This window comes from Pseudomonas poae (assembly GCA_028869255.1).
Classification (GTDB): domain Bacteria; phylum Pseudomonadota; class Gammaproteobacteria; order Pseudomonadales; family Pseudomonadaceae; genus Aquipseudomonas; species Aquipseudomonas poae_C.
The window spans coordinates 4,100,876-4,124,866 of the sequence record CP110972.1; the positions used below are offsets into that span (position 1 = coordinate 4,100,876).

At 61.2% G+C, this 23,991-nt stretch carries 22 protein-coding genes and 3 pseudogenes; 10 read left to right on the top strand and 15 right to left on the bottom strand.

The genetic code is table 11. The features are described 5' to 3' along the window. Positions 1 to 18 precede the first annotated feature (18 nt). Positions 19 to 492: a cyclic nucleotide-binding domain-containing protein gene (locus LRS56_18500; protein ID WDU60844.1), complete on the top strand. Its 474-nt coding sequence runs from the start codon at positions 19 to 21 to the stop codon at positions 490 to 492. Here the strand turns inward: LRS56_18500 and LRS56_18505 are convergent. After that, complete coding sequence (locus LRS56_18505) at positions 489 to 767, bottom strand: hypothetical protein (GenBank protein ID WDU60845.1); 279 nt, start codon at positions 765 to 767, stop codon at positions 489 to 491. The two genes, LRS56_18500 and LRS56_18505, sit on opposite strands and share 4 nt — an antisense overlap. 78 nt (positions 768 to 845) lie before the next feature. Between LRS56_18505 and LRS56_18510 the strand changes: the two genes are divergently transcribed. Further along, positions 846 to 1,532 (top strand): hypothetical protein, encoded by a 687-nt coding sequence (locus tag LRS56_18510; GenBank protein ID WDU60846.1) that lies wholly within the window; start codon positions 846 to 848, stop codon positions 1,530 to 1,532. A 922-nt stretch (positions 1,533 to 2,454) separates the two neighbouring features. On the opposite strand, the pseudogene LRS56_18515 reads toward LRS56_18510, so the two are convergent. Further along, a pseudogene (locus LRS56_18515) lies at positions 2,455 to 3,374 on the bottom strand (ParB/Srx family N-terminal domain-containing protein). Positions 3,375 to 3,525: 151 nt separating this feature from the next. Between LRS56_18515 and LRS56_18520 the strand changes: the two are divergent. The 3 genes from LRS56_18520 to LRS56_18530 all read left to right on the top strand — a co-directional run bounded on the left by LRS56_18520 (position 3,526) and on the right by LRS56_18530 (position 4,944). Further along, positions 3,526 to 3,900: a YajD family HNH nuclease gene (locus LRS56_18520; GenBank protein ID WDU60847.1), complete on the top strand. Its 375-nt coding sequence runs from the start codon at positions 3,526 to 3,528 to the stop codon at positions 3,898 to 3,900. Between the two features lie 167 nt (positions 3,901 to 4,067). Next, positions 4,068 to 4,535, top strand: coding sequence for an RNA methyltransferase (locus tag LRS56_18525; GenBank protein WDU60848.1), 468 nt, complete (start codon positions 4,068 to 4,070; stop codon positions 4,533 to 4,535). 67 nt (positions 4,536 to 4,602) lie between these two features. Continuing rightward, positions 4,603 to 4,944 (top strand): DUF2892 domain-containing protein, encoded by a 342-nt coding sequence (locus tag LRS56_18530; GenBank protein WDU60849.1) that lies wholly within the window; start codon positions 4,603 to 4,605, stop codon positions 4,942 to 4,944. Between the two features lie 69 nt (positions 4,945 to 5,013). Here LRS56_18530 and LRS56_18535 read toward each other — a convergent pair whose 3' ends face one another. Together LRS56_18535 and LRS56_18540 are read right to left on the bottom strand one after the other, a co-directional pair. Continuing rightward, positions 5,014 to 6,234, bottom strand: coding sequence for a hypothetical protein (locus tag LRS56_18535; protein ID WDU60850.1), 1,221 nt, complete (start codon positions 6,232 to 6,234; stop codon positions 5,014 to 5,016). A 12-nt stretch (positions 6,235 to 6,246) separates the two neighbouring features. After that, entirely contained in the window at positions 6,247 to 6,696 is a 450-nt protein-coding gene (locus tag LRS56_18540) for a YcgN family cysteine cluster protein (GenBank protein WDU60851.1), read from the bottom strand. 153 nt (positions 6,697 to 6,849) lie between these two features. Here LRS56_18540 and LRS56_18545 point away from each other — a divergent pair, with 153 nt between their 5' ends. Next, positions 6,850 to 7,434 carry a nitroreductase family protein gene (locus LRS56_18545; GenBank protein ID WDU60852.1) on the top strand — a complete coding sequence of 195 codons (585 nt, stop codon included), beginning with the start codon at positions 6,850 to 6,852 and terminating at the stop codon, positions 7,432 to 7,434. 70 nt (positions 7,435 to 7,504) lie between these two features. Here the strand turns inward: LRS56_18545 and LRS56_18550 are convergent, their stop codons facing one another. From LRS56_18550 to LRS56_18580, 7 genes and pseudogenes are all read right to left on the bottom strand, one after another. Next, the gene (locus LRS56_18550) at positions 7,505 to 9,109 is read right to left on the bottom strand and encodes a hypothetical protein (GenBank protein WDU60853.1); all 1,605 of its coding nucleotides are present in this window, start codon (positions 9,107 to 9,109) and stop codon (positions 7,505 to 7,507) included. A 19-nt stretch (positions 9,110 to 9,128) separates the two neighbouring features. Next, positions 9,129 to 10,625 carry a hypothetical protein gene (locus tag LRS56_18555; protein ID WDU60854.1) on the bottom strand — a complete coding sequence of 499 codons (1,497 nt, stop codon included), beginning with the start codon at positions 10,623 to 10,625 and terminating at the stop codon, positions 9,129 to 9,131. Positions 10,626 to 10,912: 287 nt separating this feature from the next. After that, complete coding sequence (locus LRS56_18560) at positions 10,913 to 11,845, bottom strand: D-2-hydroxyacid dehydrogenase (protein WDU60855.1); 933 nt, start codon at positions 11,843 to 11,845, stop codon at positions 10,913 to 10,915. Between the two features lie 107 nt (positions 11,846 to 11,952). Further along, positions 11,953 to 12,246, bottom strand: coding sequence for a YcgL domain-containing protein (locus LRS56_18565; protein ID WDU60856.1), 294 nt, complete (start codon positions 12,244 to 12,246; stop codon positions 11,953 to 11,955). Further along, positions 12,243 to 13,375, bottom strand: a pseudogene (gene rnd, locus LRS56_18570) (ribonuclease D). Before rnd ends, LRS56_18565 begins: the two are co-directional and overlap by 4 nt. Positions 13,376 to 13,496: 121 nt before the next feature. Continuing rightward, the gene (locus LRS56_18575; GenBank protein WDU60857.1) at positions 13,497 to 14,096 is read right to left on the bottom strand and encodes a class I SAM-dependent methyltransferase; all 600 of its coding nucleotides are present in this window, start codon (positions 14,094 to 14,096) and stop codon (positions 13,497 to 13,499) included. A gap of 304 nt (positions 14,097 to 14,400) precedes the next feature. Further along, positions 14,401 to 15,770: pseudogene (locus LRS56_18580) on the bottom strand (glutamine synthetase family protein). Positions 15,771 to 16,114: 344 nt separating this feature from the next. On the opposite strand from LRS56_18580, the gene LRS56_18585 reads away from it, so the two are divergent. Further along, positions 16,115 to 16,888 carry a transporter substrate-binding domain-containing protein gene (locus tag LRS56_18585; protein ID WDU60858.1) on the top strand — a complete coding sequence of 258 codons (774 nt, stop codon included), beginning with the start codon at positions 16,115 to 16,117 and terminating at the stop codon, positions 16,886 to 16,888. 50 nt (positions 16,889 to 16,938) lie between these two features. Further along, complete coding sequence (locus LRS56_18590) at positions 16,939 to 17,781, top strand: cache domain-containing protein (protein WDU60859.1); 843 nt, start codon at positions 16,939 to 16,941, stop codon at positions 17,779 to 17,781. Between the two features lie 134 nt (positions 17,782 to 17,915). Here LRS56_18590 and LRS56_18595 read toward each other — a convergent pair whose 3' ends face one another. Both LRS56_18595 and pobA read right to left on the bottom strand, forming a co-directional pair. After that, positions 17,916 to 19,433, bottom strand: a complete 1,518-nt coding sequence (locus LRS56_18595) for an MDR family MFS transporter (protein ID WDU60860.1) — start codon at positions 19,431 to 19,433, stop codon at positions 17,916 to 17,918. Positions 19,434 to 19,499: 66 nt separating this feature from the next. After that, the gene (gene pobA / locus LRS56_18600; GenBank protein ID WDU65776.1) at positions 19,500 to 20,684 is read right to left on the bottom strand and encodes a 4-hydroxybenzoate 3-monooxygenase; all 1,185 of its coding nucleotides are present in this window, start codon (positions 20,682 to 20,684) and stop codon (positions 19,500 to 19,502) included. Between the two features lie 189 nt (positions 20,685 to 20,873). Between pobA and LRS56_18605 the strand changes: the two genes are divergently transcribed. After that, positions 20,874 to 21,752, top strand: a complete 879-nt coding sequence (locus LRS56_18605) for a helix-turn-helix domain-containing protein (GenBank protein ID WDU60861.1) — start codon at positions 20,874 to 20,876, stop codon at positions 21,750 to 21,752. Positions 21,753 to 21,806: 54 nt separating this feature from the next. Here LRS56_18605 and LRS56_18610 read toward each other — a convergent pair whose 3' ends face one another. Together LRS56_18610 and LRS56_18615 are read right to left on the bottom strand one after the other, a co-directional pair. Then, the gene (locus LRS56_18610; GenBank protein WDU60862.1) at positions 21,807 to 21,983 is read right to left on the bottom strand and encodes a hypothetical protein; all 177 of its coding nucleotides are present in this window, start codon (positions 21,981 to 21,983) and stop codon (positions 21,807 to 21,809) included. Between the two features lie 101 nt (positions 21,984 to 22,084). Beyond that, positions 22,085 to 22,990 carry a LysR family transcriptional regulator gene (locus tag LRS56_18615; GenBank protein ID WDU60863.1) on the bottom strand — a complete coding sequence of 302 codons (906 nt, stop codon included), beginning with the start codon at positions 22,988 to 22,990 and terminating at the stop codon, positions 22,085 to 22,087. Positions 22,991 to 23,095: 105 nt separating this feature from the next. On the opposite strand from LRS56_18615, the gene LRS56_18620 reads away from it, so the two are divergent. Beyond that, the gene (locus LRS56_18620) at positions 23,096 to 23,962 is read left to right on the top strand and encodes an MBL fold metallo-hydrolase (GenBank protein ID WDU60864.1); all 867 of its coding nucleotides are present in this window, start codon (positions 23,096 to 23,098) and stop codon (positions 23,960 to 23,962) included. Positions 23,963 to 23,991 lie beyond the last annotated feature (29 nt).

Below are 23,991 nucleotides of genomic sequence, written 5' to 3' on the forward strand. Positions count from 1 at the left end.
TGGACCAAGATTGCAGCCATGTCCCAACCGACTTTATTGAATAACGAAATTCGCGACATGCTGATGGACTGCGGCCTGTTCGATCCGCTGCTGCCGGAAGATTTTCACGTGGCCGCCGGCTACTTCAATATCAGCAGCATTGCCAAGGGCGAGGTAATTTTTCTCGAGGGCGACGCCGGCACCTTTATGTGCATCATCCACAGCGGCCAGGTGGCGGTGCAAAAAACCAACCCTGGCGGCCAGCGCCTGACCATTGCCACCCTGCGCAGTGGCCGGGCCTTTGGCGAAATGGCGGTGCTTGACGGCGAGCGGCGCTCGGCCAGTTGCGTGGCCGCCAGTGACTGCGTGCTGCTGAACCTGGGCAAGGACTCCCTGGAAAAAATGCTCAACGAAGCACCCAGGGTGGCCGCCAAGATCATCCGTGCGATTGCCATCGCTCTGTCCAAACGCCTGCGCATGGCGGACGGGCAACTACTCAACCAACAGTTCTAGCCGCCCGGGGTCTTCGGTTTGTTGTCGTTTTGCTGCAGGCCGGGCACCGTCTGGTCCTTCGGCGGCGTCGGCAACACAATCGGCACCAAGGGTGGCGAGCCGTTGGTCTTGGGCACGGCAGGTGGCGTGACTTGCGGGTACAGCGTCGGTGTCGGGGTACCCGGCGCGCCTGGGGTTGGGTCGGGCGCGACCGGCACGGTTTGCAACTCCTGCGCCTGCGCCGCACCCAATGTGAGCGCGCCAAGCACAATGACCGTTAGAATGCTGCACTTCATCGATGGCTCCATGGCCTGACCGGAATGTCGTAAGGCTACTCCCAACCGCGCAAGAATGCCCTTCCCAATGAGATTTCCATGAAACGTTTCGTTCTGCTCGACACCACCCCGATCCCCGACAACGGCGGTGCCTTGTGCCTGTTCGAATACGGTGAGGATTTTGTCATCAAGATCCAGGGCGGTGATGGCGGCCAGTTGATGAACACCCGCATGCACGGTTCCGAAGACGCCCTGGCGGAAATACCCTGTCGCAAGGTCGCGGGTCGGCCGGGCTCACGCGTATTGATCGGCGGGCTGGGCATGGGCTTTACCCTGGCCTCGGCGCTCAAGCACTTGGGCAAGACCGCCGAGGTGGTCGTGGCCGAACTGGTGCCTGGCGTGGTGGAGTGGAACCGTGGCCCGCTGGGCGAAAAATCCGGCCGCCCGCTGCTGGACCCACGCACGGTGATCCGTATGGAAGACGTGGCCAAGGTGCTGCAGGCCGAACCCCAGGGCTTTGACGCGATCATGCTGGACGTGGACAACGGGCCCGAGGGCCTGACGCAAAAGGCCAACAGCTGGCTCTACTCCGCCGGTGGCCTGGCTGCCTGCGCCAAGGCTTTGCGGCCCAAAGGGGTGCTGGCGGTGTGGTCTGCCAGCGCTGACAAGTTGTTTAGCGACAAACTGCGTAAGGCTGGGTTCAAGGCCGAAGAGGTGCAGGTGTTTGCGCATGGCAATAAGGGGACGCGGCATACCATCTGGATTGCGGAAAAGCTCAAGGGCTGAGTATGGGTGACTGCGCGCGGGTTAGTTGCTGTTGGGGGGTGAATATCCGTTATTTGGGTAACGGCTGCTTATGGTTCCGCTCTTACAGCGGGTCACTTTTGGAAAAGAGCCCCAAAAGTAACCAAAGGGCTCTTGCCCCAACACTCGGCACCTCGCCTCCGGCTCGGTGTGCCCGCACGCAGACTTGAATCCGTGGGCCGCCGCGATGGGCCATCCTTGGCCCAGCGCGGCTAACCCGGCGTCCTGCCGGGTTGCCCACGGATTCAAGCCTGCGTGCGGCCAGCGTGTTTAACGGGGCGCCAAGGATCAAGATCAAGATCAAAAGCGCAAAAGATCGCTGACTTCGTCAGCGCAAAGGATGTAAGGGCCAGATCAAAAACAAAGCAAAGCACGGCGGCCTGACAGCCGACCTCGGACAAATGTGGGAGCTGGCTTGCCTGCGATGGCATCAAATGGGTTTGCCTGATGTACCGAGGTGTCTGCATCGCAGCGATGCGGCGACCCGACAAGCCAGCTCCCACAGAAAAGCCAATCCACTGGGATCCCGCTCTTGATCTACACCACTCAGGTCGGCTACCAGGCCGCCGTGCTCTGCTTTTGACGTTGATCTGAGACGCCCCGTCAATCACGATGGCCGAACGCAGGCTTGAATCCGTGGGCAACCCGGCAGGAGCCGGGTTAGCCGCGCTGGGCCAAGGATGGCCCATCGCGGCGGCCCACGGATTCAAGCCTGCGTTCGGGCACACCGAGCCGGAGGCGAGGTGCCGAGTGATGGGGCGAGGACCTTTTGGTTACTTTTGGGTCCTTCCAAAAGTGACCCGCTGTAAGAGCGGAACCATACTCAGCCATAACCGCAGCAACGGATATGCCCCCAACACCCCCACCTCCCCCCTAAAACCATAAAAATGCCCATCCCACCGCACTAACGGCGGGAATTCCGATAATCAATCACATACGGCACTTTTTTGTCGAAGGTCTTCTCCAGCTCATCGCGATCCAGCTGGGTCATCCCCCCAGTTGATGCGCAGTAAAACCACTGTCCCCCACCTGTGAACCCGGCGCCAGACTGACCATACGCTTGGCCACAGCTTCAATGGCATCCTTGTAACCGCCTTTCTTGTTCAGGTTGTACTGCCCCAAATCAACCTGCGTACGCAACCAGTTCCCCCAGTAGAACTCCAAAAACTCCGGCGCCACCGAGCCATCATCCGGCTTGGCATAAGCCGCCTTGCGTGTGAAATACACCAGGCTGCGAAACATGTCGTCCTGCAAATTCTTGAAGCCCAACTGAGCCGGCAGTTCGTTCGGCGACAGGGTCTGGCCCTGATTGTCCTTGAGCCAAACCTTGCGGGCCGCCTCCATACGCCGCCAGAACGTGGCGAGGTCCGGGCTGTTGCTGAAGTCGTCGGTCACCTTGACCCACATTTTCAAGCGTGGCCCGCCTCCGGTGGCTTCCCACAAGGTAGTGAAACTGTGATGACCGTCGGTCAGGTACAACTGGCCGGCAGGGCCGACGACCACGGTTTTCATGTCTTCGGGGTGAGTGCCCACCGGCGCCTTGCAGGTGAAACTCGACGGTTTGTGCAGGTCGGCCCCGTTAGGCACCTTGTCAGCTTCGCCCTGGCCATTGGTTTCGCAGTAGTCATCGAAGACTTTCGAAGGCTTGTCGGCGAACAACCCCAGGCTGTAGTAAATCTGGTCGAACCCGATCACCGCCTGGGTCGGGTGCAACTGGTCGAGGGCCACCTCGATCACCTGGCCGGGCTGGGGTGTCGAGAACGCCTGGGCCTGAGCCGTCAGTACGCTGAATAGCAGTGCAACTGTCCATGTAGGTAAACGCATAGGTTTCAGATCCTTATGAAATTGAATGAGCCGATACTACAAACGATTGCCGGTGCCGGGCTGTACCGTTGCTGAAAAAGCCAGCGGTCATTTACAGCGCGAGCGGCTAGAATCAACCTTATCCGTGACCACCAAATAGCCAGGAGCCATGATGAGCTCGACCAACCCGCCCTCCCACACCGCCAAGCTGGACCGCATCCTTGCCGATGCCCAGCGTGATCGGGAAATGGGCTACCGCGACAAAGCCTTGAAGATGTACCCCCATGTCTGCGGCCGCTGCGCCCGTGAATTCGCCGGCAAACGCTTGAGCGAACTTACGGTACACCATCGAAATCACAATCATGATGACAACCCCCAGGACGGTTCCAACTGGGAGTTGCTGTGCCTGTACTGCCACGACAACGAACACTCGCGCTATACCGACCAGCAGTACTTCGGCGAAGGCTCCACCAGCAGCCCGACGATTGCCAAGGCCACGCACAACCCGTTCGCGGCGTTGGCGGGGTTGATGAAAAAAGACGACTGACGTTCGTCGCTGGCTGTTCCGGCCTCATCGCAGGCAAGCCAGCTCCCACAGGTGGAATGCATTCTCCTGTGGGAGCCGGGCTTGCCCGCGATAGCGAGCGCCCAGACAACACCGCACCCCGCCTAATCACCGTATAATCGCCGTTTTTCTCCAAGGCACCCTTCCCCGTGGGCAATAAACGCTACAGCTGCATCGGTCTGTATAACCCCAAATCCCCCGAAAACGTCGGCTCGGTCATGCGTGCCGCCGGTTGCTACGGCGTGGCCTCGGTGTTCTACACCGGGGTGCGTTACGAGCGTGCGCGGGACTTCATCACCGACACCAAGAAAGTCCACCACGACATTCCGCTGATCGGCATCGACGACCTGAAAAAGATCCTGCCGCTGGGCTGCATCCCGGTCGCCGTAGAATTGGTGGAAGGCGCCCGCCCGCTGCCCGAATACACCCACCCGGACCGTGCGCTGTATATCTTCGGCCCCGAAGACGGCTCGCTGGATAAAGAGATCCGCGACTGGTGTGAAGACGTGGTGTACATCCCGACCACCGGCTGCATGAACCTCGCCGCCACCGTCAACGTGGTGCTCTACGACCGCCTGGCCAAGGGCAACAACACCCGTTCGGGCCCCAAGTACTGATATTTTTGGAACATCCGGTGCCCACAAACAGTCAGCTATTTACATTTGCCCTTGTTGGAGACGGATCATGAGCGACAGCAAAACCTTGCGACCTATCATCGAGCACACCCCGTTTGAAACCCGGCCCACCCAGAACGTACATGGCTGGGAACGCATCGGCTCCGTCGCCGGTGGCGTGATGATGGTGGGCAAAGGCCTGCGCCGTGGCGGGATTTTCGGCCTGATTCAGGTGGCGATCGGCGGTGTGGCCCTGGCCCGTGGCTTTACCGGGCACAGCTCGCTCAAGGACAAGCTGGAACAGGGTCGCCAGGAAATGAACAGCGTGCGCACAAAGATCGAACGCGCAGGTGCCGAGTTGAAGAACTTGAAGACCAAAGCCGAAGTGGCGGCCGAGAAAGCCACCAAATAGTTCGGCTGAACCCAATCAAATGTGGGAGCAAGCCCCCTCCCACATTTTGGCTTGGTGCATGGTTTCGGATCAGCGCAGCAGTTTTGAGTCCAGCACCACCGACGACTCGCCAAGGATGCTCTCGGCCAGTTGCACAAATTCCGCCGTAGTAATGCTGTTGGCCCGCATCACCGCCTGCGCAAGATCATCCAGGGAACGCTTGTTGTGGGTTTTCACGCGGATCTCGCGGTCCAGTTCCTGCAGCACCAGCACCGCCCGTGACAGCGTCGCGCCGCTGATGTGCTCGCCGCGCAGGCTGGTCACGTCCTTGCCTTCCCGGGTCAATCGCGCCTGTATCGCCTGATACCGCTCATCGGTGATCCCACCGGCACGGCGCAGTAGCTCGATGGCGTAATACTCGCCCAGGCCCTCGCTGATCCAGTCACTGGTGTCGTGATCGTTGAAGCGGCCAATCGCCTGCACCACTTCGCGGATCAGCGGGCTGCTGCCGTTTTCACTGACCAGCGGCGTGCGGCTGTTGAGGTAGATCGAGTCCCGTGCCGAGAAGGCGCCACGGCGCATCGGGTCGCTGGCGCCCACCACCAACAGCTTGGCCGGGTGACGCGGGAACGCCGCTTCAATTTGCGGCCAGACAAAGGTCAGCAAGGTCAGCACATCCATGCGGCGCATGGCCTGGCCTTTGGGCGAGGCCACCGTCACCTCGCTTTCGCCCAGGCGCACTCGACGGCTGCCGAGGTTGCCGGCGAGCATCCAGCCGGTGGGCCGGTCGAACAAGCGCGAAACGTTGTCGATCCGGAACTTGTTTTTGCCGATGCGCGGCCAGGCGGTTTCGATGCTTCTCCAGCCCGCCGGCAATTCGAACACCAGGCGCGAGACCAGCTCGACGCCGTCCTGCTGGTCCAGGCGTGCGGGCGGCACCAGGTCTTCGCCGCGAAACAGCGCCCAACTCGGGGTCATCCGCGCTTCATAAATACCCGGCTTGCGTGCATGGGTGAGCCGTACGCGATAGGTCAGGCTGGCCTTGCTGGCGCCGGGCTGCCACAGGCCACGGTGGTCTTTGACGCTCCACTGGCCATCGGCCTTGAAGTCGCTGTAGTCGCCGTCGTGGCCCAGGTCGAAGTTCAGGCTGCGCACCGCCGAGCCCTGGGACAGGCTCACCCGCACCTCGGCCTGATCACTCTGGGGCAGGAATTTGACGTGATAATCCAGGTCGACTTTGTTCGCGCACCAACCTGTCTGGCTCAGCGTCAGCAACACCAGGCTTGCCGCCAGCTTGATTCCCACCCTCATACACACTCCGTTTCAACCCGCGCGGAAAATCAGGTAATCCTCCCAGTCATCTTCGGGCACGCTGCCTTCGCTGAGCATGCGCCCGGACTGGGAAATGCGTTCATGGTGCACAGCGTCGCGGTCGCCGCAAACCAGGTGGTGCCACAACGGCAGGTCCTTGCGCTCGCTGACCAAGCGGTAGCCGCAGGTCGGCGGCAGCCATTTGAACTGATCGGCCTGGCCAGGGGTGAGCTGGATGCAGTCGGGCACCGAGGCGCGGCGGTTGGGGTAGTCGGTGCACTGGCAGGTTTTCAGGTCCAGCAGCTTGCAGGCGATGCGCGTGTAATAGACGCTGTTGTCGTCTTCATCCTCAAGCTTTTGCAGGCAGCACAGGCCACAGCCGTCGCATAACGACTCCCACTCCTCCCAGTCGAGGTGTTCAAGGGTTTTGCGTATCCAGAAAGGTTCGACTTTGGCGGCCATGGCTCTGCATCGGTAGCGGTATATTAAAAGGCCGCCAGTCTAGTGCCCTAGTCCCTTATAACCAAGCGCTTACGACTGGCGGTGTAACAACACTTGTCAGTCTAGCGGCCGCGCAGTAGCTTTGAACGCCGAATTGACGATCAGGAACTGCTCATGACCCGTGTTGCCGACTATCCGATCCACACCCAGTTCACCGACCGCTGGTCGCCTCGCGCCTTTACCGGCGAGAGCATCCCGCAGGAAACCCTGCTGAGCTTCTTCGAAGCTGCGCGCTGGGCACCGTCGGCCTACAACTCGCAGCCTTGGCGTTTTCTCTACGCACGCCGTGACACGCCGGACTGGGAGCGCTTCCTGGGCCTGCTGAATGAATTCAACCGTAACTGGGCGCAGCATGCGTCGGCCCTGGTGATCATCGCCTCGAAAACCGACTTCATCGCCCCCGGCGCCACCGAAGAAACCCCGGCGCTGTGGCACACCTTCGACACCGGTTCCGCCTGGGGCCACCTGGCACTGCAAGCCAGCATCAGCGGCTGGCACACCCACGGCATGGCCGGCTTCGATCAGGAGCTGACGCGCAAAGAGCTGAAGATTCCAGAAGGGTATGCGCTGCACGCAGCCGTGGCCGTCGGCAAGCTGGGGGACAAATCGACCCTGCCGGAATACCTGCAAGGTCGTGAAACGCCAAGCCCGCGCAAACCGTTGAGCGAGCTGGTCTCGGAAGGTGATTTCAGCCTTTGACCGCCCACCATGAGTTGCCCCTTAGTACGGGGCAACTCATGCAGGGTTACACGCCAGCGGCTCAAGGCGCCTATGCGAAAAGCGCGGCATATTCGCTGAGGACTTTTTGCTTATTTCTTTCGTACATCTGCATTAAAAACGGCGGCATCCATTCAGCCTGCATTGCATCCAGGTCGACCGGGTAAACCTTATTGTCCTTGGCTGAGTACATGTAGTTCTTCAGCTGCATATCGTTATGGTAGATATTCTTAGCCTCCATTTGTGCAAATGCATCCGCCAGCAATGGGCGCGCCTCAGGCGGCAAAGTGCCTCGTTTTAAGTAAGAAAGATCCACCCCGTCTATACGCCCCATCACCAAATACAGGCGGCCGTCTTCAACAGCCGTACGGGCAAACCCGTCGCCATAATATTTGTTGAGGTATTCAACTTCGGAAAGCTCGTGAACGTTGTCGACGGTTGACGAGGTAGGCCCAAAATCCTTGTAGGCTCGTTTCCCATCAAGGCTTGCGTAAACAATTCCCTCGCCACCTTGGCCGATCACGGGCCCAAGGTCGTTTTTGATCGAAGGTGGAGTGCCGCCCAGAAGCCCCAGCCGCCGCCATTGATCACCCTCGACCTGCTCGACCAGCAGCGATGTCTGCCGATTGTTGTGATACACCCGCGCCTGCACCTTCCCCTGCGCGTTACGCACAACCTGGCGCACTTCGTAAATGGCGGTGTGACCCGCACTGTCGGTATGACGGATATGCGACAGATGCCCATCGGCGCCGACATACACGCCCTGGCTGTTACGTGAGAGCCCGGCGACTTTCGACTCGGGCACGTTGAATTGGCGAAACAGCGCGTTACTCAGTTCGCCATCCGGCACGGAAGTATTGAGCCGCCCGGCCACTTTCCCCACAGCATAACGCCCTCCTTTAACCGCCAACCTGCCGCCGCTTGCCAACAAATCCCCCACTCCACTCAAGGGGTTGAAGGCTTCAACCATGCTCGCCCCGACAAACCTCGCCGCCTTGGCCGCATGCCCCACCGACGACACCGCCTTGCTCAAGACCTTGCCTGCCTGCGCAGCCTTGCCGGCGCCCACCGTCACCAGGCCGACGACATCCAGGCCCAGGTCAAAAAGGCCTTGGCCGACGTTGCCATGTTGAAAATTGACGATGGCCGAGCGTAGCGGGATGAGATTTAGAAAGAACTCGGAAATCGCCGTATTGCGCGCACTGTCCTGATCATCGGCCGTGACGCCCCTGGCCGCACTCAGCAGGTCGTCGTTATGCAGGTCGAGGGACTTCACGAACACGTCAGCGATGGCGTGGCTGCGCCTGGAGTTAAAACTATCAGGCTGGCCTGCCGCCTCCGGTCGCTCTTGGAAAGATGCTGTGCTATCGGGCGCAACCAGCACGGTGCGCGACAGGATATTCGCGTTGCGCGTCTCAAGTTTCTGGGCGGTATAAGGCTCGGTGCGGCTGGCAATCAGGAAGTTTTGCTTCTCGAGGGTGCCGCGTCGCGTGTCGATGACATAGAAATTGACTTGCCCGTTTCTCGTGGTTTTCACCTCCAATGTATGCCCTCTAAGGTGCAGAGCAGGCTGGGCCAACAGGTCAACGCCGATCTTGTATTGGTTGGTATGGAAGAATTCCAGCTTGCCGAACTCCAGGTTCTTGCGGTCCTCCATTGGCAAGGTGCAAATCAGGTTACGGGCCGCACCGTGCTGCCCTCTTCGTGGGCTTTGATGGCGTTGTCGTACGCGGCTTTGAACGACGCAGCCACCCCCAGTTTACCGGCGGTGTACAGGTCGCAGAATCGGCTGATGGGAAGGCGCTTATCGTTGGTGATCCAATGGTCTTCGCCCCCAGCTTGCCCCCTTCCATGACGATATCCAGCATCGAGCGCATGCCGGGGTAAAGACCGGGCCGGCCTTCTTTCAACCGGGCCTTCTGCAGGTTACGCAGCTTGAACAGGCTGGCATCCAGCTCAGGAAAAGCCGCTTCAAGCTGGGCCAGCGCCATCGATTCCCGACTGGGAATGGGCGTTTGCAACAAGGTGCTGGTGCTTTTCAATGTGCTCAGATGGCCGTTATAGGCAGCCCTGACCCGCTCCATATCACTCGCTGAGGGCGCCTGCTCGGCGCTGGCGATAAATCCGTTGGCGATGCCCCATTCCTTCAGCACCTGATAGGCCATTTGCTGGCTGAAGTCCGGGTCGGCATTGAGCTGTTCGCCAGCCAGCAAAATCTCGGCATAGCCCATGCCAAGCGTAGCGCCTGGGGTGTGCGCTTCGATCCTGGCCACGGCCATCGCCAATTGTGCCCAGAGCACGCTGGCGTAGGTCACGCGAGCCGGAATGTCCTTGACCAGGTATTGCGGCGCGGTTTTGGCCAACAGCAGATACGCTGCCAGATTCGCGGTTTGCTCACTGGCGCGGCCTGTTTCGATCAGGTGCCTGGCCAGCTCTTCGATTACCACCGAAGCGGGCTGCCCCCAATGCTGACTCTGCGCCAAGTCAAAACCGGCGACATGCGTGCGGGTGGCCGTCGTCAGGGGTTGCGGATCAAGGCCCAGATGGATGGCCGTCATCACAGAGTCATGGCCGGCGCCCTCAGTGGCGGCGATGCCCAGCCGGGTCTGGATGGCCTGCCCCAACGCCTGTGCCTTGGGGGAGCCGAGCAATTTCTCCATCGCCTTGACCGGCGTTTTCAGATCGGCCTCAAGTACCGAGCTGCCGCTGAGCAAATACCCCAGGGCGCCCTTCGCGCTGTCGACCAAAGGCAGGCCGGGCAAGCCGCTGGTGTTGCTGTGCATCACGTCGAGGATGCTGTCCTGATCCTGAGTGGAGGGCTGCCCGCCACTGAGGTTGCCCAGGGGATGGGCCCGCGCTTGCAGGGCAAGCTCCTCGGTTAGATCAGACAGGGCTTTCAGGGTTTTCGGGACAGGCATACCGCTGGCGAGGATAAACGCCTCAAGACTGATCAAGCGGTTGGCAGGCAGCGGCTGGAGTGCCGGAAAGGAGGAGTCTTCGCACACGTACATCATGGTGCTTTTCAAGTGCGAGGCCAGCGCAGTTTCCATCTGGGCCCTGGCGTTGCTCATGGTCAACGACGCATCGGGCACCCGTTGCGCGGGAAGTGTGCGGGTGATGCCCTGGAGTTTTTCGACCAGGGTTTCGTTGGTTGCAGCGGTCCCCCAGTGCAAGCGTCAGGGCCGAGGCAGGCGGCTGTGCCAGGGGGTTGGGTTGGCCGGCGAGAGTTTGAAGCTGTGCGTTATCGTGTGTAACAAGGTGCGCCATCGGGCGCGGATGAATCGCGGGCGAAGCAAGAGTCGTCATGCTGGAACCTGTCCTTAGTCAAGTGGAACCACAGGGCGCAACCTTGCGTCCTCTGCGGTCACTTTGTGGAAAGTCCTGCCTGGGAGGTTCCAACTTGACTGTCAGGATATGTGTACATGACCAAATGTGAACAAATACGCCCGCCGGCGTACCGTCAATAACCGCGTTCGAAGCTGACCTCTCCGCGCAAAACTTCCTTGGCTTCATACGCCCGCAGATTTTGCACAAACAATTCCACCATCATTGCAGGCGAAGTCGGTGCCGAGCTGTGCCCGGTCAACAGCAGCCCCCACGCAGTCCAGAACGGATGGCGCTGCGGCAATGGCTCCTGACGACATACGTCGATTACCGCACCGGCCAGGTGCCCTTCTTTCAACGCCTCGACCAAGTCGGCATCCACCACGGCCACACCGCGCCCGACATTGATAAACAACCCGGTCGGCTTGAATTGCTTGAACAGTGCCGCGTCGTACAGGTCATGGGTATTGGGCGTGTTGGGCAGCAGGTTGATCACGTAGTCCACCTCCCCCACCAGCCGGCCCAGTTGATCGAGCCCGGCAACCTCGATAAACGGCGCCTGCTCGCGTGCCGTGCTGGCGATGCCATATAGCTTCACGCCAAACGGCAGCAGGAATTCGGCAACACGCTGGCCGATATCACCGGTGCCCACGATCAACGCTTTGCGCCCCGCCAGGCTCTGGCCCATGCGGCTGTCCCACTTGCGTTCCACCTGGCTGACCAGCCGCGCCAGCACTTCGCGCTCGTGGCCGAGCATATAGGTAAGGACAAACTCGGCCATGACCTGGCCAAAGATGCCGACCGCACGGGTCAGGCGGTAGTCACGCGGCAAACCCTCGGCCAGCAGCGGCGTGATACCCGCCCAGGTCGATTGCAGCCATTGCGGCTGATGACCCTGGCGCAACAGGGTCGCCAGCAGATCCGGCTGGCCCAGCCAGACCGGGCAGTCTGCGGCCAGACGCGACAGTTCGGCCGAGTCGCCGCTGGTCAGCACCTCAAGGTCCGGCGCCGCCTCGTTCAGCAGTTGGGCGTAAAGCGGGTAATCCTGTTCAGCAATCAGAACACGCATGGTTCAAACCTTTCAAAAACAGTGCAAACGGCCGCCCGCATCCTTACGGCCACCGCCCACTCATACAATTGCGTTGAAAAAAGTGCCCCGAACAGGGCACTGCCCGATCACATCGGGTCGTTGCGGCGCAGCAGCTCTTCAGGCAAGTGCTCGATGTACTCGTCTTCGGCCGGCGGCATTTGCAGGTGGTAGCCCTGCTTGTCGAGGTTTTCCAGGACCACGGTGATGTCCTCGCGGGACAGCTTGCGCTCCGGCGTCAGCACCATGTCAAACGCGTGATGGGCCTTGCCGAAGGCGTCCATCAGCGGCTCCGGTACGCGCTCCAGGGCATCGCTTTTGAGCACGTAGAGGTACATCCCGTCTTTTTTCTTGCTGCGATAGATGGAGCAAATACGTTTCAAGGCTGTTCTCCGGCAGTGGCCAGGCTGTCGAGCAGCGCCTGGCCCATCAACTCGCGGCGCCAGCCACGCAGCGAGTCTGGCAATTGGTAAGGCCCATCGGGGTAGCCACTTTTAACCAGGGCTTCGAGGGTTTTCTTGCGCAGCATCAGTTCGGGCGCCATGTCGAGGCGCTCGGCGAACGTCTGGCCCAGGGCACGCAGTTGCTTGATCAGCGTGGCGGCGTCCACCGGCAGCGGTTCGGCCACCGCAGGCGGCCATTGGTCGATCGAGACACTGCCGGCGCGCTTGATCAGGTCCAGCAGAAACTGGCCATCCTGACGCACGGTGCGCGGGTGCATGTCTTCGATCTTGCCCAGGGCGGCGAGGTTATCCGGCTGGGATTTGGCCAGGGGCCATAACGAGTGTTCACGAATGATGCGGTTGCGCGGCAGGTCACGGGCACGCGCCTGCTGCTCGCGCCAGGCGCACAGCTCACGCAATACGGCGAGCTGGGCACGCGAGAGCTTCCACGCCAGCTTGGCGTCGCGGTACACCTCGTACGGGTCGACCTCGCGGCGCAGGTTGGCCACCAGTTCGGCGCCGTCTTCCAGCACCCAGGCGTATTTATCCTCCGACAGACGCGGGCGCAGCCGGGTGTAGACCTCGGCCAGGTGCACGGCGTCTTCGGCGGCGTAGCTGATTTGCGTCTCGGACAACGGCCGCTGCAGCCAGTCGGAGCGGGTCTCGCCCTTGGGCAGCTCGATATCCAGCACGGCCTGCACCAGACGCGAATAGCCCATGGAGAAACCGAGGTTCAGGTAAGCGGCGGCCAATTGCGTGTCGAACAGCGGCACCGGCAGGCTGCCGGTCAGGCGCAACAGCACTTCCAGGTCTTCGCTGCAGGCGTGCACCACCTTGATCACCGCCGGGTTTTCCAGCAAAGCGGCCAAGGGTTGCCAGTTGTCGATGGTCAGGGGGTCGATCAGGTAAGCGCGTACGCCATCGCCGATCTGGATCAGCCCGGCAATGGGATAAAGGTGTCGACCCGCATGAATTCGGTGTCGAGGGCGACGAATGGCAACTGCTGCCATTCGGCGCAATGCTGGCCGAGGCTATCGTTGTCGCAGATCCAGTGAATATCGATGGCCACACGGCTCTCCCTTGAAGAATGGCGCGCAGTATATATCGCGAAAGGGACTTGCGAGCACCCGCAGTGCACAGGCCACCATGAAAACTCCGACAGACATAGAGAATAGTCCGACAGGCGGGAGTTATCCTCTCTTACGCAGAACGTAGACCCGCCACAGGTGCGAGCCCGGCATGAACTCCTGGTGTTTGAGGATTTTGAAGCCGGCCTGACGAAACTCCTCCTCCACCGGGGTACGCGACTGCACCGACACGATCACCGTGTCACGGCTGACCCGGTGAAACTCGCGCAGCAACGCCAGGCGCCCTTCGCTGCTGGGCACATGACGAAACAATTCCAGGCAGAAAATGCAGTCCACCGCATTCGCCGACAAGCCGATGGAAAATGCCGAGCCTTGAAACGTCTTGACCCGCTTGAGCAAGGCCGCCGGATGATGGGTAACGGCATGGTCGAGCATGGTCTGGGAATTGTCCGACGCCAGAATCACCCGGTTGACGTGTTCCGCCAACACCGGCCAGAAGCGCCCCGAGCCACAGGCCAGATCAAGGATCAGCCCCGGTTCGCCGGCCACTTTCAAGGCGTGGCGCACCAACCGTTCATCGCGCCACGCCGCCAGGCGCTCAAGCGTCCCCGGCGGGCGTGTATCGCCGCAGACCCTGGCATGCTCACGGTCACAGCGTTCGGCGAATTCAATCTCTATAGAGGAAGGAGGTTGTGGCGACATCACGGGCTCATAGGAGTTAAACGGTGGTGAATGACCTTGATTCGCAGCTTAACCACTACAACGTGAAAAAAAGGTCGAAGCCCTCACGCCCGCCTCGCTGCAGTGAGCGGGCGTGTTGTGGCGAGCGGGCTGTGGCGAGCGGGCTGTGGCGAGCGGGCTTGCCCGCGTTGGGGCGCGAAGCTGCCCTAAAAACATTCACCGCATTCTGTCTGAACGGATGGGGCCGGCCTTATTGGGGCGGCTCCGCCACCCAACGCGGGCAAGCCCGCTCGCCACAGCCCGCTCGCCACACCGTTCGGTTCATTTACGCCTGATGCAAGTACCAGCGCCAATCCTGCTCGCCCACCTCGCCCATGAACTGCCGGTATTCGGCACGTTTCACCGCCAAATACACAGCGAGAAACTCGGCGCCGAAAGCCCCTGGCGCCCAGTCTGAGGCTTCCAGCGCACGCAGGGTGGTCAGCCAGTCGGTGGGCAGCAATGCCGTGGCCTGGGCGTAACCGTTGCCTTCCACCGGGGCGCCGGGGTCGAGTTGCTCGCGGATGCCCCGGTGGATACCGGCGAGGATCGCGGCCGCTGCGAGATAGGGGTTGGCGTCGGCGCCGCAAATGCGGTGTTCGATATGCCGCGAATAGGCCGGGCCGCCGGGCACGCGCAGGCTGACGGTGCGGTTGTCGACACCCCAGGTGGCGGCCAGCGGCGCGTAACTGTTGGTCTGGAACCGGCGATAGGAGTTGGCGTTGGGGCAGAACAGCAGCAACGAATCGAGCAAGGTACTGAGCATGCCGCCCACCGCCTGGCGCAGCAACGGCGTGCCGTCGGCGGCTTCGCTGGCGAACAGGTTATTGCCCTGGGCGTCCGCCAGGCTCACGTGCATATGCATACCGGTGCCCGCCAGGTCATCGAACGGCTTGGCCATAAAGCACGCGGTCATTCCGTGTTTATGCGCCACGCCCTTGACCAGGCGCTTGTAGCGCACGGCTTCGTCCATCGCCTGCAAGGCATCGGCGCGATGCTCCAGGGTGATCTCCACCTGGCCCGGGGCGTATTCGGAAATCGCCGTGCGCGCCGGGATGCCTTGCAGTTTGCAGGCGCTGTACAAATCCGCGAGAAACGGCTCGATCTGCTCCAGCTCGCGCAGGCCGTAGACCTGGGTCGAGCGCGGGCGATTCCGTCCACATCCCGTGCCGGTTGTGGCCGGCCATTGCTGTCGGGCTTCTGGTCAAGCAAGTAAAACTCCAGCTCCGCCGCCATCACCGGGTAATAACCGTCGGCTTTCAAGCCGTCGATGACCCTGGCGAGCAAATGCCGAGGGTCGGCCACGGTGGCGGGCAAGCCCTCGGTGGGGTGCATGCTGACTTGCACCGCCGCCGTCGGGATCAGGCGCCACGGCATGCGCTGCAAACTGCCGCTGATCGGGTAGGCACGGCAGTCGATATCACCCACCTCCCACACCAGCCCGGAGTTTTCCACGTCATCGCCATTGATGGTCAGGCCGAGGAGGGTGCTGGGCAACGGCCGCCCGCTCTCATACACCGCCAGCAGTTCGTCGCGGTGCAGCAACTTGCCACGGGGCACGCCATTGTTGTCGAGGATAAACAGCTCGAACATCTCGATGTCCGGGTGCTGTTCAAGGAAGGTGTGGGCTTCGTGCAGGCAGGCAAAAACACTCATGGGCATTCTCATACGTTTGTGTCGGGCAGGCGCGCAGGTGCGCGCCATCCAGGAGATGGATCAACGCAGGAATGAGGTATCTGGTGGGCGTGCGTGTCGGCAATGGAACAGGGCCCAGAACGCGAGATCGGACGGCAGTGTCGCAGGGTGAGTGTCGCAGGAGCCGTGCATGTGGGAATCACAGTGCCAGAGATAACCGCCAGCGTCACATGCCTGCATAGGGGGTTAAATTCAGGGTTGATGGAGTTTGGTTGCCACTTGGCTAAACATTCATGGCCCTTGCCAGCTGGCCGCCGTGCTGGAAATAATGACCGCCCCCGAGCATGCCCCAAGGACTCGATCGCATGAAAACAACAATAACCCTGTGCGTGCTGGCGAGCCTGGCAACCACTGCACTGGCCGACCCCACGCCCTCGCGCCTGGACGAAGTGCTGCAGCGCGGCACGCTCAGCGTCTGCACCACCGGCGACTACAAGCCCTACACCTCGCTGCGCGCCGATGGCCGCTACGAAGGCATCGACATTGCCATGGCCGAGTCCCTGGCCAAGAGCCTCAACGCAAACATCCAATGGGTGCCCACCACCTGGAAAACCCTGATGCCGGACTTCCTGGCCCAGCGCTGCGACATCGCCGTGGGCGGTATTTCGGTGTCTCTGGAGCGTCAGAAAAAAGCCTTCTTCAGCCAGTCCCTGGGGGTCGACGGCAAGATCCCGCTGGTGCGCTGCGCCGATGTGCAGCGCTACCAGACGGTCGAGCAGATCAACCAGCCTCAGGTGCGGGTGATCGAACCGGCAGGCGGCACCAACGAAGTGTTTGCCCGGACACACCTGGGCCAGGCGCAAATCCGCCTGCATGACAACGTGACCATTTTCGACGAATTGCTGGCGGGCAAGGCCGATGTGATGATCACCGACGCCAGCGAAGCGCGTTACCAGCAAAAGCTCAAGCCTGGGCTGTGCGCGGTCAACCCGGAGCGGCAGATGCAGTACAGCGAAAAAGCTTTCTTGCTGCCACGCGATGATGTGGCATGGAAAAGCTACGTCGACCAGTGGTTACACCTGAGCGTGGCGACCGGGGTGTACGACGGCATCGTCAATCAATGGTTGGCAGCGCCTTGAGCCACAGCCGTCTAAGCTCTGCTCACATCAATAATAATGAGGGACGGGACATGAAGGGACTGCTCCGAATCAGCGGGCTGCTGCTGTTGTTGTGTTTCGGCCAGGTGCACGCCGCGACGACTCAGGATCAAGAGGCCCAGGCGGCGAAGGCGTTGCTGGAAAAAGCCCTGGCCTACTACCAGACCAACGGCGACAAAGCGTTTGCCGCCTTCAGCCGTCAGGGCGAGTTTATCGACCAGGACCGCTATGTGTTTGTGGTCGACACCCAGGGCGTACTGCTGGCCAGCGGCGGACCGTCTTCCGCGCTGATCGGTCGCGATGTGTCCGAGGTACTGGGGCCGGAGTTGCGCCAGTCCTTCAAGGACGCACTCAAGGTGCCGCAAGACCAGGGCATCCAGCAGGCCGATTACCGCTGGCAGAACTGGAACGACGGCAAGGTCGAACACAAGCATGTGTTTTTCCAGCGCGTTGGCGAAAGGATCCTGGCGGTCGGTTATTACCTGCCGCGAGCCACCCCGGAACAGGCCCGGGCACTGCGCAACAAGGCGGTGAACGCGCTGCTCAAGGATGAAACGGGCACGCTCAAAGCCATCAATTCATTGCAGGGCGGCTTCCTGCAGGATGACCTCTACGTGTTTGTGGTGGACCTCAACACCCAACGCTATGTGGCCCACGGCACTAACCTGCGCTTGGTCAACACTGACTTCAGCAAGATCAAGGACCCCGACGGCAAGCCAGTGGGCGAGCCGATCCTCAAGCTGATGGCCGAACAGGACCAGGGTGAATACAAGTACCGCTGGAAAAACCCGGTGACCGACAAGGTTGAGAACAAACATGCGTATGTGCGCAAGGCCGAGCATTTCATGGTGGCGGTCGGGTACTACAGCCCCTGATCCGGATTGCAATGCAATTAACTGTGGGAGCTGGCTTGCCTGCGATAGCGGTGTTTCAGTGGCAGATGTGCGAGCTGAACCACCGCTATCGCAGGCAAGCCAGCTCCCACATTTTTTGACCTTTGTCGTGCCAGTTATTGAGCCTTGTCCTCTCGCCCGCGCAACAGCCGATTGGGCATCGCGATCGCCGCCGCCAGCCCCAGTAGCGACACCGCCGCGCTGACGATCAGCAAATGCCGGAACGTCAGCGCCAGCTCGCCGCGCAGCGCATCCTGCGCCGGGCCTGGCGCGGCGTTCAGGCCATCGAGCAACACATTGCCGGAACTGCCCTCGCCGCCCAACGCCCCACTGGCCAAATGCGCGAAACTCGAATCCTGCAACAACGCCAGCAGAAATGCCGACATGCACGCCACCCCCACCGCCCCGCCGAGGGAGCGGAACAGGTTGGTGGTGCTGGTGGCGACGCCGATGTCGCGTTGCTCCACCGAGTTTTGCGAACCCACCAGCGACGTCGGGAACTGCATGCCGCCTGCGATCCCGCACAGCAGCATGAACACGCCGGTGAGCAGCACATCCTGCGGCGCGCTGAAGGCCATGCCGAGAATCGCCAGCGGGCTCAAGAGTGCGCCGCTGAGGATCATCGGTTTATAGCGCCCGGTCACCGAGGTCATGCGCCCCGCGGAATAAGCGCCGATGGGCAGGCCAATCGCCAGGGGCAACAGGTGCAAGGCGGCGCTGTCGGCACCGGCGCCGGTGACTGTCTGAAAGCGCAGCGGCATCAGCACGGTCAGGGAAATCGCCTGGAAGCTGGTGAAAAATACCGTGCACCAACACAACACCGCGCTGCGGTTGACGAACAAGTGCATCGGCAACAACGGCTCGCGGGCACGGCGCTCATGCCAGACAAACACCGTCAGCGCCACCAGCGCACAGGCCAGCAGCCCCAGCACTGCGTTGTCGCGCCAATCATGGCCCTGGCCGATTTCGGTAATGCCCAGCAACAAGGCGGTCAAACCGATGATCATCAGCACAGTGCCGAGGTAGTCGATCACCGGCTTGCGTTGCGGTACCGGCAACCCCACCAGAGTGCGATGGGCCACGTACCAGGCGCCCGCGCCCAAGGGCAGGTTGATCAAAAATACCCAGCGCCACGACAGGTATTCGGTCATGTAGCCGCCCAGTACCGGCCCGGCCACGCTGGCCACCGCGTACATGCTGCTGAAATAGCCCTGATAGCGGCCGCGCTCACGGGGCGCGATGATGTCGCCGATAATCGCCTGGCTCACCGAAATCATGCCGCCGGCGCCGATGCCCTGCAGCACCCGCGCCAGCACCAGTTGCTCCATGCTTTGCGCCATGCCGCAGAACAGCGAGGCCAACGTGAACAGGCCCATGCCGATCAGCATCATCGGCCGCCGCCCGTAGAGGTCGCCGAGCTTGCCGTAGATCGGCACCGCCACCGTCATCGCCACCATGTAGCCGGAGATCACCCAGGCCAGCAGGTTGACGTCGTGGAACTGCGCGGAAATGGCCGGCATGGACACCGCGACGATGGTCTGGTCCAGGGCGCCAAGGAAGATCGCCATCATCAATGAAGCGAGGACGCTGCGTACGGCGGGCAGAGGTGGAGCGGGCTGACTGAGCTGAGTCACGGCAGAACCTTCGAGCAGGGCCCATGGGAAAAGAGGGCCCACGGGAATGCTCAATACGATAGCAGGCTATTCAATAGCCTCGTAAGGAAGGCCGACGTAATTTTCTGCAATGGTTTTGCGACCGGCTTCGGAGCTGACGAAATACGCCAGTTCACTTTCGGCAATGCGCTGGCTGAAGCCATCCGCCTCCGGGAACTGGTGCAGCATCGAGGTCATCCACCACGAAAAACGCTCGGCCTTCCACACGCGGCGCAGGCAGATCGCCGAGTATTTTTCCAGCAAGTCCACCCGCCCCTCGCGGTACACCTTGAGCAAAATCCGAAACAGCGTGCTCACATCGCTGGCCGCCAGGTTCAAGCCCTTGGCCCCGGTGGGCGGCACGATATGCGCCGCGTCCCCCAGCAAAAACAGGCGCCCGTACTGCATCGGTTCCACCACAAAGCTGCGCAGTGGCGCGATGCTTTTTTCAATCGACGGGCCGGTCACCAGCTGTTCGGCAAGGGGGCCGGGCAGACGGCTTTTCAGTTCATCCCAGAAACGCTCGTCCGGCCATTCATCCAGCGGCTCTTCAACCGGTACTTGCAGGTAATAACGGCTGCGGGTCGGCGAGCGCATGCTGCACAGGGCAAAACCACGTGAGTGCTTGGCGTACACCAGTTCAGCGTGCACGGGCGGCGTGTCGGCAAGAATACCGAGCCAGCCGAAGGGATAGACGCGCTCGAAAACCTCCAGCGACTCAGCCGGTATCGACTGGCGGGAAATACCGTGGAAACCGTCACACCCGGCGATGTAGTCGCACTCCAGGTGAAACGCCTCGCCCTGATGCTCGAAGGTCAGCCAGGGTCGATCACTTTTCAGACCGTGAGGCTGCACATTGCGCGCCTCATACAAGGTGGTGGCACCGACGGCGGCGCGGGCGGCCATCAGGTCGCGGGTGACTTCGGTCTGGCCGTAGATCATCACTGACTGGCCGCCCGTCAGGGCCTTGAGGTCGATATGGGTGAGCTGGCCATTCAACGCCAGCTCAAAGCCATCGTGCACCAGCCCTTCGGTGTCCATGCGCTGACTGACGCCGGCCTGGCGCAGCAGGTCGACCATGCCTTGCTCCAGCACCCCGGCACGGATGCGGCCTTGCACGTAGTCGGCCGTCTGGCGCTCAAGAATCAAGGTTTGAATACCGGCGTTGTGTAACAGTTGACCGAGCAACAGCCCGGATGGGCCGGCGCCGATAATGGCGACTTGGGTTTTCAGGATTTTCATTATTGTTATGCCCCGCAAGTTCCACCCGAACGGATCGAGTGAAAGAGTTGTCATTGGTGTTGTTGCTGACATTTTTCACTTGAGTGGCCGGCATAAGAAGGTGAAAACTGAGCCAAAGCCTGCGCTTTTTGCCAATCGGGGCGATTACCGCACCACTCTTCTGAGTATCGGATTGAAACCATGACCAAAACCGCGATTCCGGTCTTCAAGCTTTACGGGGAAAGCCAACAATGGCCGACCCCCGATTTGTTGCACTGTGAAACCATTTCCCGGCGCAGTCGGGAATACCAGTGGGAAATCCAGCCCCACCGGCACGCGGATCTGTGCCAATTGCTGTACGTGCACAAAGGCCAGGCACAGCTGGAGATCGAAGGCCAACGCACCACCCTCAGCGAAGCCACCTTGCAGGTGCTGCCGCCGCTGTGTGTGCATGGCTTTCGGTTTGCCGAAGATGTCGAAGGCTACGTGGTGACGCTGGCGGCCCCGCTGGTCAGCCATTTGCAAGCGCAACTGGGCGCGACGGTAGATGGCTTGCGTACACGGGGCAGCTACCCCGCGGGCAAGGACAGCGACTACCTCAACAGCCTGTTCGCCCGTTTGCAGGACGAATACGCCGATGAGCAACCGGCCCGGGACATGATGATGCACGCGCTGGTCAGCGTGTTGCTGGTATGGATCAGCCGCCAGGCAGCCCAGCGGCATCATCCACGGGCGCCGAGGGGCCATGAGTACTTCCGGCGCTTCACCCAGTTGGTCGAACAGCATTACCGTGAACACCCGAAGATTGAGGACTTGGCCCACAAACTGGGGATCTCGGTCTCACACCTGAACGGGACGTGTCGCGAATTGGGCGGGCAGCCTGCGCTGCAGATCATGCATGACCGTCAATTGCTCGAAGCCAAGCGCCTGCTGACCTACACCAGCATGACCATCAATGAAATGTCAGAGGTGCTGGGGTTTTCCGACCCAACCAATTTCTCTCGGCTGTTTCGTCGACGGGTCGGGTTTTCGCCCAAGGCGTTCCGTGAACAACTGAAAACAGACACACCGCTGGTTTAAAGGCGGGCTTGCTCGCGAACCCGCGGGCAAGCCTGCTCCCACACTGGAACGCCGTCAGCGTAGCGCGCTGAAACTACCAGTGTGTGGAACGCATTGATCCTGATGGCAACTGATCGCGAAGCTCGGCTGCATACGGGTCTGTTCAACGCGGTAGGCGGCCGTGCCATACAGCGCGGTGGCCAGGGCGGATAACAGGAAAATCATCAGGTACTTTCTGATTTTTAGAGTCATGGCACAGACCTCTGAACGGATCTACACAGGTGCTGTTTAAAGCATAGGTCAGTCAGGCCGAGTTGCCATTATTGGTCGCCATTCAACAGGCTTATGTCGGCTTAGAGACCGATATCCCACACCGGCTCTTGCGGGAACCTCACCACCAGAAAATCCAGCAGGCTGCGCAGCGCCAACGACATGTGCTTGCGCGAGGCGTACACCGCGTAAACATTCATTTGCTGCGGCTCGGCGTCCGCCAGCAAGCGGATCAATTCGCCGCTGCGGATATAGTCACCCGCCTGATAGCTGGGCAGCCGTGCCACCCCCGCCCCCGCCAATGTCGCCCGCAACAGCGTGGTCGCCTCATTGGCGCTGATATTGCCCTGCACCGCGACCGACACCGGTTCGCCCTGCTCGGTGAAATGCCAAAGGCTTTTGCCGAAGTACGAGTGGGTCAGGCAATTGTGCCCCACCAGGTCCTGCACCTGCCGAGGTGGCGCGTGCTCCAGCAGGTACGCCGGCGATGCGCAGATTACCGAGCGGCAGAGCGTGAGCTTGCGGGCGATCAGGTTGGGGTCCAGCTCAAAACTGGTGCGGATGGCCAGGTCGATACGCTCATCCACCAGGTTCACCGTGCGGTCGAGCATCTGCATGTCGATACTCACCAACGGGTAGCGCTTGACGTACTCGGCCACGGCATCCGCCAACTGCGCCTGGCCGAACGAGCTGCTGACACTCAGCCGTAACTGGCCACGCGGCGCTTCATCGGGCTCGCGGACGGCCGCTTGCATGTCGGTGCACAACTCCAGCATCTGCCGACAGCGGGGCAGCATTTCGATGCCGGCCGCCGTGAGGCTGAGCTTGCGCGTGGTGCGGTGCATCAGGCGGGCGCCGACCCAATCCTCAAGCTCCGCCAGATAGCGTGACACCACCGGCCGCGACAGCTCCAGTTGATCGGCGGCGGCCGACTGGCTGCCCAGGTCCACCACCGTTACAAACACCCGCATTGCTTGAAGACGATCCATGATTTGCACGCTTTCAGAAACAAACTATGTTCCAGCATCGCATTTTTAGTTGTGTTTGGTGCAACTAAGCTCTGGGCATCTTTTAATCACTGCTGGAGCTGCCCGATGTTTTCGACCCTCAAGCGCTTGACCCTGGCCACCGCCGCCCTGGCCTTCGCCGCCCACGCGGCGGCGGCCGACCTGACCCTTGACGTGTACAACCCGGGCGAAGCGGCGATCTTCCCGGTCAGCTCGGTGCTGGTCAGCGGTGCCAAGGATGCGATCCTGGTCGACGCGCAATTCGGCAAGGGCCAGGCCGAGCAGTTGGTGCAGAAGATCCGTGCCAGCGGCAAGCACCTGACCACCATCTACATCAGCCACGGCGACCCGGACTACTACTTCGGCCTCGACACCCTGACCGCCGCGTTCCCCGACGCCAAGGTCGTGGCCCCACAACCGGTGGTCGACCATATCAAGGCCACCGTGGCCGGCAAACTCGCGTTCTGGGGCCCGAAAATGGGCGCCGACAAGCCGGGCAAAACCATCCTGCCGCAAGTGCTGCAAGGCCGTAGCCTGAGCCTGGAAGGCCAGTCGTTGGAGGTGATCGGCCTGGACGGCCCGCAGCCGGATCGCAGCTTCGTCTGGATCCCGTCGATCAAGGCGGTGGTCGGTGGTGTGGTGGTCTCGGAAAACATCCATCTGTGGATGGCCGACACCCAAACCGCGAAATCCCACAAGGATTGGCTGGCTACCCTGCAACGCATCGAAAACCTGAAACCGCGCACCGTGGTTCCGGGTCACTACCTGGGCACGCCGACGCTTGAATCCGTGACCTTTACTGCCGGTTACATCCAAGCCTTCGACGACGAGACCGCCAAGACCAAAGACTCCGCCGCCCTGATCGCAGCCATGAAAAAGCGTTACCCCACCCTCGCCGACGAAAGCTCGCTGGAACTGAGTGCCAAAGTCGCCAAGGGCGAAATGAAGTGGTGAATGGTTTTAAACCTTAACGTATTGGAGAA